Source organism: Mycolicibacterium palauense (assembly GCF_002592005.1).
GTDB lineage: Bacteria > Actinomycetota > Actinomycetes > Mycobacteriales > Mycobacteriaceae > Mycobacterium > Mycobacterium palauense.
This window is the reverse complement of record NZ_NVQF01000038.1, coordinates 42,640-55,252: the sequence shown is the minus strand read 5'-3', so window position 1 is coordinate 55,252 and position 12,613 is coordinate 42,640. Positions and strand designations below refer to the sequence as shown.

The following is a 12,613-nucleotide window of genomic DNA, read 5'->3' as shown; positions in this document are numbered from 1 at the left end:
TTGCGCCTGACCGTGTGGAGCGACGGCGATGTGATGTTAGGGAAGCGGGGAGCTCCGAGATCTACACAGGGGGAATCGTCGGCAGCGTCAGATGTGTATCAGCGACGGGGTCTGGGCGTCGCCGACCAGAAACCGCACGGGCAGCGACCGCGCGTCCGCCCGCGTTCGGGCCCGGTCGATCATCGGCACCGAGATGTCGATGCCGGTGCACCGGACCCGGGATCCGAAACGCTCGGCGACGGCGAGCGTCGTCGCCCCGGCTCCACAGCCGACATCGAGGACCCGCAGCGGGGTTTCGAGTGAGGTCTCGAGAGGGGTCCCGGCTGTTCCGGCCGCCGCGGCGACCGCATCGACGACGAGCTCTTCGAACGGTTCGAGCACCTGGTCGAGCGTGGCCTGCAGGTCGACCCACGTTCGGCCTCCCTCCCCGTTCCACGCCTGCGCCTGGGCGGCATTGGCATGTTCGGGGTGCGCGTGTTCGGGGTGCGCGTGTTCGGGGTGGGCCTGTTCGACCATGAATCTTCTCCCTCGCTCGCGGATATGACACCGGGCACTATCGCAGCTCACGTCCACTCGAGGATCGACCGGGATGCGCCGCGGGCCCGCGCCGCGCTCAGCCGGACTCGGCCTGCAGGATCGAGATCGCGATCACGGTGGCCGGTTCCACGATCCGCGCCAGGTCGGCGCCGTCCTCGGCGGTCTGCGCGGCAAGCTCGCGTGGACCGTCGCTGACCAACACCAACGGGGTGGTCTTCCTAGCCACGACGGCCGGCAACATCGTCCGAATCGACCTCGACCGCAACACCGCGTGCACTATCGCTTCCGGAATGGTGGGTAGCACCTCGGTGCGCTTCGGCGTGGCCCCGGGGGACCCCCGCTCCCTGTACAGCGTGGGACTCGGCGGGACGGTCCACCAACTCACACCGCCAGCTAGACCTTCGGTGAATTCGACGCTGGCCACAATCGACGTCGACAGGAATTCGATTTCGGCAAAGTCCGGCCGATAAGTCGTCGCCCGTCGAAGCGGCGAAGATGATCGATTCTCAGCGCACGGCCGGCTTCGGAATGAGCGCAACGATCTCCTTGATGGTGTTGCGCAGGTACATGCCGGGGCGCCACTTGGGAGTCGACGGAGCGACCGGGTTGGCGACCGTGGTGTAACCGGGGGCACCGGCGTGGGCGCCGCAGGTGGGCCACGCGCCCAGGCCCTGGTTGGCCAGCACGTTCTCGGCGACCCGGATCTGCTCCTCGCGCGAGGCGTAGGCCGGGTTGCCGTGACCGCCGTTGGAGGCCCAGGTAGCGGCGCTGAACTGCAGTCCGCCGTAGTGTCCGTTGCCCGTGTTGATGGCCCAGTTGCCACCCGATTCGCACTGGGCGATGGCGTCCCAGTTGACGCTGTCCGCATTGGCCGTACCCGCCGACATCGCCATGAAGGCGACCAGGAAGGCGCCGGCGAGGATGACCGTCGAGAAGAACTTGCGGATGTTCGTCATGCCCTGTGTTTCGCCACAACTGACGCGCGCGTTACTCGCGTCACAACATTTTCTCTAAGAGTTCGTTGGCATTTTCCGCACACCGAATTTATCCGGGCAAATGCGGACGGTGATCTGCCGGTGATCTGCGCGCGAACCGGAAACAACGTCCGGCGGCGGGCGGGGTGGGCCGATAGCATGACGCGCGTGATCCGAGCCACCGCTGTTCCGGCCGCGCTCCTGGCCGCCGCACTCTGGCCGGCCGCGCCGGTCGCCGGAGCCGAGCCCCCGACACCCGACGGGCCGTCCGACGCGTCGACGTATCTGATCGGCGCCTGCTGGGACCCCAGCCAGCCCGCCGAGGAGCGGCCGGCCACGGTGGTCTACGGCTGCGACCACTCGAGTGTCATGGAGGACATGACGTGGTCCTCCTGGGGCGCCGACGGCGCGACGGGCACCGGCGTGGACAACGCGGTCGAGTGCCAACCCAACTGCGCCCAGGGACGCCGACTGTCCAACCCGATCGTCGTGCACGCCTGGAACCCGGCCCCGCCCGACAAGCCGGGATGCCCGCCGGGGCTGCAGTTCTACCGCGACATGACCGTGGCCTACCCCGCGACGGCGCCGCCTTGGGTGGTGCCGGGCACCTCCTGGACCGACGGTGTCGACTACATCGACGTCGACGGGATGCCGGCCGTGCACTTCCAGTACCAGGGCCCCTACAGCTGCACCCCGCTGAGCGGCTGAGGACCGGCCACCGCCGACCGCGGACTGACGACCGAGGTCCCGCACAAAGGGACTTTCGCCGCGCGACGCGGCGCCCCCGATTGCCTAGCGTTTCTGACCATGACGTACGTGATCGGCTCAGCGTGTGTGGATGTCGTCGACAAGTCCTGCGTGCAGGACTGCCCGGCCGACTGCATTTATGAGGGCGAACGCTCGCTGTACATCAACCCCGAGGAATGTGTCGACTGCGCGGCGTGTGCCTTCATCTGCAAGGTCGACGCGATCTACTACGAGACCGACCTCCCCGAGGACCAGCAGGCCCACCTCGCCGACAACGCGGCCTTCTTCACCGAGGTGCTGCCCGGGCGCGACGCACCGCTGGGCAACCCCGGCGGGGCCGGCGAGATCGGCAAACTGGGGGTGGACACCCCGCTGGTGGCGGCGATGCCGCACAAGTCCGCCGCGGGCTGAGTTCGGCTGGCGTTTCCCCGTCCGATGCGGTAGAGAAAGCACCGGACCGTGTGCCCCGCGGGGAGACGGTCCGGCTGCGGCGAGACGCCACCTCAACGCGTGAGACCTGTCCGCTAGGGCGCCGCAGACACCGCAGACGGCGCGCCCGCCGACCCACTCGTGGTCATCACCGGCGGGTGCGCGCACGCGGTCCTTGCGTGAAGGGAGTGTCAGGTTTGTACGCGGTGCTCGGGCTGTCGGTGACCCCGACGAACGTCCAGACCGTGCTCGTCGAGGGCCGGGACGCCGACGGCGCCACCCTCGAGCACGACGACTTCGACACCTACACCGATCCGATCGCCGACCCGGTCCCGTCCCGGGCCTCCGAGCAGGTCGCCGAGGCGGTCCTCGGGCTCGCCGAGGCCCGCGACGAGACCCTGCACGCGATCGGGGTCACCTGGAGCGACGGCGCCGACCTGGAGGCCTCCCTGCTCATGGAGGCGCTCGGCGCGGCGGGTCTGCCCAATGTCGTGGCCGTCCACCAGCCCCGGGCCGCCGAGGCGCTGACCCACAGCATCGGGCGGGTGCTCGGCTACCGTCGCACCGCGGTGTGCGTGGTGGAACCCGGTCTGGCCATGCTGTCGTGGGTCGACTCCGAGCACGGTGACGTGCAGACGGTCACCAGTCACGCCATCGACTGCGACGAGCAGCTCGTCGACTGGGTCGCCGCGGTGTTCGATCGCCACGGCTGGCGGCCCGAGGGACTGTTCGTGGTGGGGTCGGTCGGCGGCTTCGAGGGCACCGCCCGGCTGCTCGCGGACCGGCTCGCCATTCCCGTGATCGATCCGCCCGAGGCCGAGTTGGCGCTGGCCCACGGCGCGGCGCTGGCCTCCGCGGCGGGCACACCGGCAGCGGGGGCCGCGAGGACCTCGGCCCTGCGCGGACGCGCCCTGGTCGCACCCCTGACCATGTTGGCCGCCGGGGCGGTCACCTTCGTGGTCTCGGTGTCGCTGGCCCTGGGCATGCATCTGGTGCCCGAACGGGAGGCCGCACCGGTCCGGGAACATCGGGTCACCAACACCGCGGGCACCCCCGCTGCCGCCGAGCCCAGGCCTGCCGGGCCCGCGCCGGCCGCACCCGTGCCCGCCGCGCCGGTGATCAACGAGATCCCCGCGCCCGAGGCGCCGGTCGACGCCCCGCCGGAGGCACCCGTCGGCATCGCGCCGGAGGCACCCGCCGACATCCTGCCGGAGGCACCGGCCGACATCGCGCCGGAGGCACCCGTCGACGAGGCGCCCGCGGCGCTGCCGCCGGAACCGGTGGTGGTCGTGCCCGACCCGGTATACGTGCCGCCGGCGCCCCCCGCGGTGGTCCCGCCGCCCGCGATCGTCCCGCCGCCCGCGGTGGTCGCCCCGGCGGTGCCGCAGGTGCCCTCGTATGAGAAGCCGCGGCTGCGCGACCGCATCCTGGACAAGATCCCGGGCCTCAACCGCCTGGCCAACTGACCGGACACGCCGCCTCGCGGCCTCGGCGGGCGGACCTCAGACCAGCTGGACGCCGGAACCCCGCGGCGCCTTCTGGTAGTCGACCTGCCAGTGCTTGATGCCGTTGAGCCAGCCAGAGCGCAGGCGCTGCGGCCTGCCCACCGACGTCAGATCCGGCATGTGGTCGGCGATGGCGTTGAACATCAGCTCGACGGTCATCCGGGCCAGGTTGGCGCCGACGCAGTAGTGCGCCCCCGTACCCCCGAAGCCGACGTGCGGATTGGGGTCGCGCAGGATGTCGAAGGTGAACGGCTCGTCGAATACATCCTCGTCGAAGTTCGCCGAGCGGTAGGACATCACCACACGCTGGCCCTTCCTGATGGGAACCCCGGACAGCTCGTAGTCCTGCAGCGCGGTGCGCTGGAACGACGTGACCGGGGTGGCCCACCGCACGATCTCGTCGACAGCGGTGGCGGGGCGTTCCCGCTTGAACAGTTCCCACTGCTCGGGATGCTCGGCGAAGGCGATCATCCCGTGGGTGATGGAGTTCCGGGTCGTCTCGTTGCCGGCCACGGCCAGCAGCACCATGAAGAAGCCGAACTCGTCGTCGGAGAGCTTGTGGCCCTCCACATCGGCCTGGATCAGCTTGGTCACGATGTCCTCGCCGGGTTGTTCGGCCCGGATCGCCGCGAGTTGCATCGCGTACATGATCAGTTCGGTCGCCGAGTTGCGGTTGTCGTGGTGGGCGAATTCGGGGTCGTCGTCGCTGACCATCTCGTTCGACCAGTCGAAGAGCTTCTTGCGGTCCTCCAGCGGCACACCGATCAACCCCGCGATCGCCTGCAGCGGCAGTTCGCAGGCCACCTGTTCGACGAAGTCCCCCGACCCCTGGGCTGCGGCGGCCGCGGCGATGTTCTGGGCGCGTTCGTCGAGGTCGGCGCGCAGCCTCTCGATAGCGCGCGGGGTGAACCCGCGGGAGATGATCTTGCGCAGATGGGTGTGATGGGGGGCGTCCATGTTGAGCAGGACGAACTTGCCGGTCTCGATCTGCTCCTGGGTCGACCCCGCGGGATAGCGGGGGAGCGCGGTCTTCTCCAGGCTGGAGAACACGTCGCTGCGTAGCGAGATCTCCTTGACGTCCCTGTGTTTGGTCACCAGCCAGTAGCCGCCGTCGTCGAAGCCGCCGTCACCGATGGGTTGCTCGTTCCACCAGATCGGGGCGGTTCTGCGCAGCTCCGCCAGTTCCTCCACCGGAAGTCGTGAACAGTTCAGGTCCGGATCGGTGAAATCGAAACCGGGCGGAAGGGTCGGGTTCGGCATGCGGTGCACTCCTGAACGGTGTGGCTTTTCATTAGCCTGGTAGCCGGGGAATCAGCCCTACGAAGATTGGTACACCGGCGACCGGCGAGCCGTGGCCGGTTCCACGAACACCACCGGCGAAATTTGCTCCTGAAACTTGTTCCCGATCGCCGCGCCTGGCGTCCGGCCCTGCGCCTGGCGATCATCGCCGCGGTGCTTCTGGCCGTGCTCCTGGTGGCGACCCAGACCCGTTCCGGTGTGTGGTGGCGGCTGGTGACCTTCACCTACCAGGTCAACGTGCTCGCCGCCGGCTACTACGCCTGGACTTTGGCCCGGACGCTGGCCCGGCCGGCGGCGGAGTCCCGGGCCGGGCTGCGCGGAGCCGTGGTGTTGTACGTCCTGGTCGCCGGTGTGATCTGGAATCTGTTCCTGACCGACCTGAGCATGGGGTACACCCCGGCCAACGTGTTGTTGCACATGGTGGTGCCCGCGCTGGCGCTCGCCGACTGGTTTCTCGTCAGCGACGGGCAGGGCGAACTCCAGTGGTGGTTTCCGGTGCTCTGGCTGGCCTATCCCGCGGGCTATCTGGCCCTGGCGGTGCTGGTGCTCAACCATGCGGGCCGGCGCGCGCCGTACTACTTCCTGGACGTCCAGGCGGCCGGGCCGGTCGCGGTGGCCGCCAATGCCACGATCCTGGCCGCGGGCTTTCTGGCGCTGGGATACCTGCTCTTCGGCGCGGGCCGGATGGCGGTGCGACTGCGCGTGTGACCAACCGCGCGGATCCACACCGCACCGGTGTAACGAGTGGGGCTGCTGAGCTGAAGCAATAGACATGGTGCGAACGAAAGCAGTCATGATGGTGCGCGCGGCACTGCTGGGGGCGGCCGGCGCGGTCGCGGTGATCGCGGCGCCGCTGGCCCAGGCCGATCCCGTCGACCCGGTACCGCCTCCCGCGCCGGTGGTGGCGGCTCCCGCGGCACCGGGCAACCCGGCCGCGGCACCGCTCGCGGTCACCGCCCAGGAACAGTCCGCGGCCGCCGGGGTACCCCACTTGAGCAGCCCGGACAATCTGCCGCCGGGCACCACCGAGGCGCCCACCACCTCGCAGAGCACCGGTCTGTCCTACCTGCGTGAACTGTGGCACGCCTACAAGACGCAGGAGGTCAGTCGCAGCGGAGCACTGCTGCTGCTGACCCAGCGGCCGATGAACGCCGACTCCATGCCGCCCAGCGGGATGCCCGCCGGGCCGCAGGCGCCGGTGGCGCCGGCCGCGCCGACTGACGAGCCGGTGCTGCCGACCCCCTGAGCCTCAGCCCCACTCGGAGGGGCGCGGTGTCGCGGTGACGGTCTTGGTCTCGGTCACCGTCGCGGTGACGGTCGCCGACGTCGAGGACGAATCGGCGGACTCACCCGACGACGATTCGCTGGAGGGTGATTCGCTGGAGGATGTCGTGGGAGCGGCGGTGTCCTCGGCCGAGTACGTCGGCTTCTGGAACTCGATCCAGGTGTCGCGGTAGATCACCTTGCCCCCGGAGGTCACCGTCAGCGCGGTCGTCGACACCGTGTAGGTCGCGTCATCGCCCTCGGCCACGAAATCGCCGTCACCGGCCTCGGCCGCGGCAACCAGCGAGGCACCGTCGCTGGTCCGCACCCCGCGGTATTCGTAGCCACCGTCGCCGTCGGCGCAGATCACCACCAGCGAGCGCGCCGTGCGGCCGTAGGCCGCGGCGGTCTGGGACTCGTCGCAGTAGGCCTCGGTACCCACGTAGCCGCGGGCATCGGCGGTGAACGGGCCGGTGACCGCAGCTTCGCTCTCGGTGGCGCTGGTCGAGGGGGCCGCCGAGGCCACCGGCAGGGGGCCTCCCGGCCCGGGCCCCGAGACCCCGACCACGACGACGACGCTCACCGCCAGGGCTCCGAGCCCCACCAGGGATGTCAGCTTTCGGTTCGACAGCATGGACCTGCTTTCTCCGGTCGGATGTGCCGTTCCCTAGGAAACCATCCTGAGCAGCCGATTCCGTGTTCCCCACGCCGCGTTTCGCCGAGAAGATCGCGCAGTCGCCCGCAGCGGCCCGGCCCGCCCACTAGGCTCACCCGGGTGGGCAGCCCGGGGACTGCCGAAAACCGACACCACACCGAGGGCGGGCCATGATTCGCGTACCCACCATCGGGGCCACCGGGGCCCTGTTCGCCGGGCTGTTGTGCACGAGCCTCTCCCTGGGGGCCCTCTCCGTCGCGCCCGGCGCCGGCGCCGAGCCGGGGCCGCAGGACACGACCCAGGGGATGGCGGACGTGCCCGGGATGGCCTACGGCGTACAACTGAGCACCCAGTGCCACAGCTGGGAGCGGTTCATCTTCGGCCGCGGCGACACCGGACAGACCTACGCCTGCCACTACATCCCCAACCAGTGGCCACCGGTCGACGCGGGATTCTGGGTCTGGTCGCCCCCGCTGTACGGCGTCCAGGAGATCGGCGCGCCGTGCCCGACGAACCGCGGTGCGGCCGCCCAGACGCCCGACGGCCTACCGCTGGAGTGCGCGGGGGACAAGGGCTGGCAGCAGGAGTTCTACGCCTAAAGGCGAAACCCGGTGACGTGCCGCCCCGATGATCAGGCCGGCAATCCCGACCATCAGGCCCACGATCAGACGGTGGCCGCCTCGTTGAGCGCGTCGAGGGTGGCCGTGGCCTCCAGATACTCCTGGACCCAGCGCTCGATCACCGCAGCGGTCTTCTCCACCTTGCTGAACTGTCCGACGACCTGCCCGATCGGGTTGAACGCGACGTCGACGGACTCGTTGGGGTACTTGTGGGTCGCGGCCACCGCCATGCCCGAGACCATGTACTGCAGCGGCATCCCGAGGGGCTGCGGGTTCTCGGGGTTCTCCCACGCCTCGGTCCAGTCGTTGCGCAGCATCCGGGCCGGCTTGCCGGTGAACGACCGGCTGCGCACGGTGTCCTTGCTGGAGGCCTTGACGTAGGCGGCGTGCTGAACCGGGCTGTTCTCGGACTCCTCGACCATGACCCACTGGGATCCGGTCCAGGCACCCTGGCAGCCCAGCGCCAGCGCCGCGGCGATCTGCTGCCCACTGCCGATCCCGCCGGCGGCCAGCACCGGCACGGGCGCAACCTCCTTGACCACCTGCGGCCACAGCACGATCGAGCCGATCTCCCCGCAGTGGCCGCCGGCCTCACCGCCCTGGGCGATGATGATGTCGACCCCGGCGTCGGCGTGCTTGCGGGCCTGCGAAGGCGAGCCGCACAGCGCGGCGACCTTGCGGCCCTCGTCGTGGATGTGCTTGATCATGTCCGGCGGCGGCGTGCCCAGCGCGTTGGCGATCAGCGTCACCTTGGGATGCTGCAGCGCAACCTCCACCTGCGGGGTCGCGGTGGCTTCGGTCCAGCCCAGCAGCTGCAGGGCGTCGTCGTCGCTGTGGTCGACCGGCACGCCGTGGTCGGCGAGGATCTTGCGCGCGAACTCCAGGTGCTCCTGGGGCACCAGCGCGTTGAGCGTCTTCTTCAGCTCCTCGGCGGACATGTCCGAATCCATGCCCTCGTACTTGTTCGGGATGACGATGTCGACGCCGTAGGGATGGTCGCCGATGTGTTCGTCGATCCACTTCAGCTCGACCTCGAGCTGCTCCGGGGTGTAGCCGACGGCACCGAGCACACCGAATCCGCCGGCCTTGCTCACCGCGACGACCACGTCGCGGCAGTGGGTGAAGGCGAAGATCGGGAACTCGATACCGAGCTGATCGCAGATGGGGGTGTGCATGCGTGCTCCTTGCCGCGCCGGAAAACTGCAACGTGTTCTAGTTTAACCCCACGGCGGCGGCGCCGAAACGCCCGGTGGCGCGCCGTCGCGGCGACCACGCGTCGGTCCGCCAGGGGTGACACCAGGGGTGACACCGACGGCAGGCGACGACATCGTCTGCCCCGCAGCGTTTTTCAGTCGGAGCCGGCCCGCAGGCCGGCGAAGAAGCGGCGTACGTCGTCGACGAAGAGCTCGGGCTGCTCCAGCGCCGCGAAATGCCCGCCGCGGGGCATGTCGGTCCAGTGCACGATGTTGTAGACCGGCTCGCACCAACTGCGGGGTGTGCGGGTGATCTCCTTGGGGAAGCAGGCAACGCCGGTGGGCACCGCGACCCGTCCCGAACCGCCGAACCGTCGGAAGCTCTCCCAGTACAACCGTGCCGAGGACGCGGCCGCGGCGTTGACCCAGTACAGCATCACGTTGTCGAGCATCTCGTCGCGCCCGACGGCGTTCTCCGGGTGCCCGTCACAATCGGTCCACGCCCAGAACTTCTCGACGATCCAGGCCAGTTGCCCAACCGGGGAGTCCACCAGGGCATAGCCCAGCGTCTGCGGCCGGGTGGACTGCTGTTTGGAGTAGCCGGTGCCCCAACGGCGGTGCCGCGACACCGCCGCGACCACCTCCTGCTCCTCCTGGCTCAGCTCCGCATCCGCCTCCGGTGGGCGCTGCGCGATCGGCATGTTCAGGTGGATACCCAGGCACCCCCCGCCGTTGCGGCCGATCTGAGTGGTCACCGCCGCGCCCCAGTCGCCGCCCTGTGCGCCGTAGCCGGTGTAGCCGAGGCGGCCCATCAGGGTGTCCCAGGCCGCCGCGATCCGCTCCACCCCCCACCCGGTGTGGGTGGGCTTACCGGAGAAGCCGAAACCGGGCAGCGAGGGGCACACCACGTGGAAGGCGTCGGCGGCACTGCCACCGTGGGCGGTCGGGTCCACCAGCGGCTCGATCACCTTGGCGAATTCGACCACCGATCCCGGCCAGCCGTGGGTGATCACCAGCGGCAGCGCCTCCGGATGCCGGGAACGCTGATGGATGAAGTGGATGTCCAGGCCGTCGATCTCGGTGACGAATTGGTCGAAGCGGTTGAGCCCGGCCTCGCGGGTGCGCCAGTCGTATCCGTCGCGCCAGTACCGCGCCAGCTCGCGCGTATAGGCCAGCGGGATGCCCTGGCTCCAGTCCTCGACGCATTCGGCCTCGGGCCAGCGGGTGTGGTCCAGCCGGGCGCGCAGGTCGTCGAGCACGGCGTCGGGGACGTCGATCCGGAAGGGCCTTATCGCCGTCATGAGCCACCCGTTCGCCGCCGCATCCCGTCAGTCTGACAGGGCCACGGCTCGGCCGAAATGGCGCACTCCGGTCGGCCCGTCACGGTCTAGGCTTACGGCATGCCCGATCTCGACATCGCCGCCGCCCGCCGCGAAATCACCGATGCGCTGCTGACCGCCCTCGACCGACGCCATGAGGTGCTCGACGCGATCGTGGAGGCCGACGACCGCGTGGATGCCCTCGACTCCGTTGCGAAGCTGCTGGGTTCCTCGCCACGCTGCGCCGAAGCCGTGCTGGGCCTGTCGTTCGACCAGCTGACCAAGGATTCCCGGCGCCGGATCGCCGCGGAGCTGGAGGATCTGAACAGCCAGCTCAGCTTCACCGCGAAGGAGCGCCCCGCCAGCACCGGTGACGACGTGACCCTGCGGCCCTTCGCCGGGACCGAGGATCGCGACATCTTCGCCGCACGCACCGAGGACATGCACACCGCCGGTGACGGCTCCGGCGCGCCCGCCGCCGGGCTGGACGACGAAATCAACGCCGCCGTGCAGCGGGTCAGCGCCGAGGACGCCGCCTGGTTCGTCGCGCTCGACGGTCCGGTGAAGGTCGGCATGGTGTTCGGCGAGCTCATCGGCGGCGAGGTCAACGTGCGGATCTGGATTCATCCCGAGCACCGCAAGAAGGGATACGGCACCGCCGCACTGCGCCGGTCGCGCTCGGAGATGGCCGCCTACTTCCCGGCCGTGCCGATGGTGGTGCGCGCACCCGGCGTCGCGCCGGCGTGAGTGTCCGCGCCGGCATCGTCGTCACCGGAACCGAGGTCCTGACCGGCCGGGTCAGCGACCGCAACGGGCCGTGGCTGGCCGACCGGCTGCTCGAGCTCGGGGTCGAGCTGGCCCACATCACCCTCTGCGGGGACCGGCCCGAGGACATCGAGGCCCAGCTGCGCTTCCTGGCCGCCGAGGGCGTCGACCTGATCGTCACCAGCGGCGGTCTGGGGCCCACCGCCGACGACATGACCGTGGCCACGGTGGCCCGGTTCTGCGGGCGCGAGCTGGTGCTCGACGAGGCGCTGGAGGAGCGGATCGCCGACATTCTGCGCCGGCTGATGGCCCGCTTCGACACCCCCAACTTCGAGGCGGTGCGCGCGGCCAACCGCAAACAGGCCCTCGTGCCCGTCGGCGCGGAGATCCTCGACCCGGTGGGCACCGCACCCGGCGTCGTGGTGCCGGGCACGCCGACGGTGGTGGTGCTGCCGGGTCCGCCGCGTGAGCTGCAGCCGATGTGGCGCAAGGCCGTCGACACCGCGGCCGTGGGGCAGGCCATCGCCGGCCGCACCGTCTATCGGCAGGACACCGTGCGGATGTTCGGGCTGCCGGAATCGGCGCTGGCCGAGACGCTGCGCGACGCCGAGGGGACGGTCGGCGGCTTCGACCGCCTGGAGATCACCACCTGCCTGCGGCGCGGCGAACTCGAGATCGTCACCCGCTACGAGCCCGCGGATCAGGCCGTCTACGGGCAGCTGCTCGAGGTGCTGCAGAGCCGCCACGGTCGCGACGTGTTCTCCGTCGACGGCTCCACCGTCGACGACCAGGTGGCCGCGCTGCTGGCCGGGCGCACCGTGGCCACCGCGGAGTCCTGCACCGGTGGGCTGCTGGCGGCCCGGCTGACCGACCGGCCCGGCTCCTCGGCCTACACCGCCGGTGCGGTGGTCGCCTACGCCGACGAGGCCAAGGCCGCGGTGCTGGGGGTGGAGCCGGCGCTGCTGAGCCGACACGGCGCGGTGTCCGAACCGGTGGCCGAGGCGATGGCCGACGGTGCGCTGCTGCGGTTCGGTGCGGACACCGCGGTGGCCATCACCGGTATCGCCGGCCCGGGCGGCGGGACCGACACCAAGCCGGTGGGCACGGTGTGTTTCTGCGTCACACTGGCCGGGCAGCCCGCCGTCGTCCGCACGTTGCGCCTGCCGGGCAACCGCAACGACGTGCGGGAGCGTTCCACCACGGTGGCGATGCACCTGCTTCGCACCGCCCTACAGGCCGCCGCCCGGTGATCGAGTCGGTAACCAGATCGCCGTTTCGGCCCTGACCGCGATCTGATTACCGAATCG

15 protein-coding genes are annotated in these 12,613 nt (G+C 70.2%); 8 read left to right on the top strand and 7 right to left on the bottom strand.

Features of this window, described 5'->3' with window-relative positions:
- Positions 1-87: 87 nt before the first annotated feature.
- From CSR00_RS16275 to CSR00_RS16270, 3 genes are all read right to left on the bottom strand, one after another.
- Positions 88-516: a class I SAM-dependent methyltransferase gene (locus CSR00_RS16275; RefSeq protein WP_099023449.1), complete on the bottom strand. Its 429-nt coding sequence runs from the start codon at positions 514-516 to the stop codon at positions 88-90.
- 97 nt (positions 517-613) lie between these two features.
- Entirely contained in the window at positions 614-763 is a 150-nt protein-coding gene (locus tag CSR00_RS30685; RefSeq protein WP_176562092.1) for a hypothetical protein, read from the bottom strand.
- 280 nt (positions 764-1,043) lie between these two features.
- Entirely contained in the window at positions 1,044-1,493 is a 450-nt protein-coding gene (locus CSR00_RS16270) for a transglycosylase family protein (RefSeq protein WP_099023448.1), read from the bottom strand.
- 186 nt (positions 1,494-1,679) lie between these two features.
- Here CSR00_RS16270 and CSR00_RS16265 point away from each other — a divergent pair, with 186 nt between their 5' ends.
- From CSR00_RS16265 to CSR00_RS16255, 3 genes are all read left to right on the top strand, one after another.
- On the top strand, positions 1,680-2,219 hold the full coding sequence (locus CSR00_RS16265; protein WP_407662458.1) for a hypothetical protein: 540 nt from the start codon (positions 1,680-1,682) through the stop codon (positions 2,217-2,219).
- A gap of 99 nt (positions 2,220-2,318) precedes the next feature.
- Entirely contained in the window at positions 2,319-2,669 is a 351-nt protein-coding gene (gene fdxA, locus CSR00_RS16260; protein ID WP_099023446.1) for a ferredoxin, read from the top strand.
- A 206-nt stretch (positions 2,670-2,875) separates the two neighbouring features.
- Entirely contained in the window at positions 2,876-4,153 is a 1,278-nt protein-coding gene (locus CSR00_RS16255) for a DUF7159 family protein (protein ID WP_141564377.1), read from the top strand.
- Between the two features lie 36 nt (positions 4,154-4,189).
- On the opposite strand, the gene CSR00_RS16250 is transcribed toward CSR00_RS16255, so the two are convergent.
- Positions 4,190-5,452 carry a cytochrome P450 gene (locus CSR00_RS16250; protein WP_099023444.1) on the bottom strand — a complete coding sequence of 421 codons (1,263 nt, stop codon included), beginning with the start codon at positions 5,450-5,452 and terminating at the stop codon, positions 4,190-4,192.
- A 123-nt stretch (positions 5,453-5,575) separates the two neighbouring features.
- On the opposite strand from CSR00_RS16250, the gene CSR00_RS16245 reads away from it, so the two are divergent.
- Positions 5,576-6,199 carry a Pr6Pr family membrane protein gene (locus CSR00_RS16245; RefSeq protein WP_099023443.1) on the top strand — a complete coding sequence of 208 codons (624 nt, stop codon included), beginning with the start codon at positions 5,576-5,578 and terminating at the stop codon, positions 6,197-6,199.
- 64 nt (positions 6,200-6,263) lie between these two features.
- Positions 6,264-6,737, top strand: a complete 474-nt coding sequence (locus tag CSR00_RS16240; RefSeq protein ID WP_407662457.1) for a hypothetical protein — start codon at positions 6,264-6,266, stop codon at positions 6,735-6,737.
- Positions 6,738-6,740: 3 nt separating this feature from the next.
- On the opposite strand, the gene CSR00_RS16235 is transcribed toward CSR00_RS16240, so the two are convergent.
- Positions 6,741-7,388 carry a hypothetical protein gene (locus tag CSR00_RS16235; protein ID WP_099023441.1) on the bottom strand — a complete coding sequence of 216 codons (648 nt, stop codon included), beginning with the start codon at positions 7,386-7,388 and terminating at the stop codon, positions 6,741-6,743.
- A 227-nt stretch (positions 7,389-7,615) separates the two neighbouring features.
- Here CSR00_RS16235 and CSR00_RS16230 point away from each other — a divergent pair, with 227 nt between their 5' ends.
- The gene (locus tag CSR00_RS16230) at positions 7,616-8,008 is read left to right on the top strand and encodes a hypothetical protein (protein WP_407662459.1); all 393 of its coding nucleotides are present in this window, start codon (positions 7,616-7,618) and stop codon (positions 8,006-8,008) included.
- A 65-nt stretch (positions 8,009-8,073) separates the two neighbouring features.
- Here the strand turns inward: CSR00_RS16230 and CSR00_RS16225 are convergent, their stop codons facing one another.
- Together CSR00_RS16225 and CSR00_RS16220 are read right to left on the bottom strand one after the other, a co-directional pair.
- Positions 8,074-9,204, bottom strand: a complete 1,131-nt coding sequence (locus CSR00_RS16225; RefSeq protein WP_099023439.1) for a nitronate monooxygenase — start codon at positions 9,202-9,204, stop codon at positions 8,074-8,076.
- Positions 9,205-9,377: 173 nt separating this feature from the next.
- Positions 9,378-10,514, bottom strand: coding sequence for an epoxide hydrolase family protein (locus CSR00_RS16220; protein WP_245906132.1), 1,137 nt, complete (start codon positions 10,512-10,514; stop codon positions 9,378-9,380).
- A 108-nt stretch (positions 10,515-10,622) separates the two neighbouring features.
- Here CSR00_RS16220 and CSR00_RS16215 point away from each other — a divergent pair, with 108 nt between their 5' ends.
- Positions 10,623-11,288 carry a GNAT family N-acetyltransferase gene (locus CSR00_RS16215; RefSeq protein WP_099023437.1) on the top strand — a complete coding sequence of 222 codons (666 nt, stop codon included), beginning with the start codon at positions 10,623-10,625 and terminating at the stop codon, positions 11,286-11,288.
- Positions 11,285-12,556 carry a competence/damage-inducible protein A gene (locus CSR00_RS16210; protein WP_099023436.1) on the top strand — a complete coding sequence of 424 codons (1,272 nt, stop codon included), beginning with the start codon at positions 11,285-11,287 and terminating at the stop codon, positions 12,554-12,556. Before CSR00_RS16215 ends, CSR00_RS16210 begins: the two co-directional genes overlap by 4 nt.
- Positions 12,557-12,613: the final 57 nt, after the last annotated feature.

Coding starts and splice junctions, on each gene's coding strand:
- CSR00_RS16250 (WP_099023444.1), bottom strand. CDS start 5,452: ATGCCGAACCCGACCCTTCCGCCCGGTTTCGATTTCACCGATCCGGAC.
- CSR00_RS16215 (WP_099023437.1), top strand. CDS start 10,623: ATGCCCGATCTCGACATCGCCGCCGCCCGCCGCGAAATCACCGATGCG.
- CSR00_RS16235 (WP_099023441.1), bottom strand. CDS start 7,388: ATGCTGTCGAACCGAAAGCTGACATCCCTGGTGGGGCTCGGAGCCCTG.
- fdxA (WP_099023446.1), top strand. CDS start 2,319: ATGACGTACGTGATCGGCTCAGCGTGTGTGGATGTCGTCGACAAGTCC.
- CSR00_RS16270 (WP_099023448.1), bottom strand. CDS start 1,493: ATGACGAACATCCGCAAGTTCTTCTCGACGGTCATCCTCGCCGGCGCC.
- CSR00_RS16225 (WP_099023439.1), bottom strand. CDS start 9,204: ATGCACACCCCCATCTGCGATCAGCTCGGTATCGAGTTCCCGATCTTC.
- CSR00_RS16275 (WP_099023449.1), bottom strand. CDS start 516: ATGGTCGAACAGGCCCACCCCGAACACGCGCACCCCGAACACGCGCAC.
- CSR00_RS16240 (WP_407662457.1), top strand. CDS start 6,264: ATGGTGCGAACGAAAGCAGTCATGATGGTGCGCGCGGCACTGCTGGGG.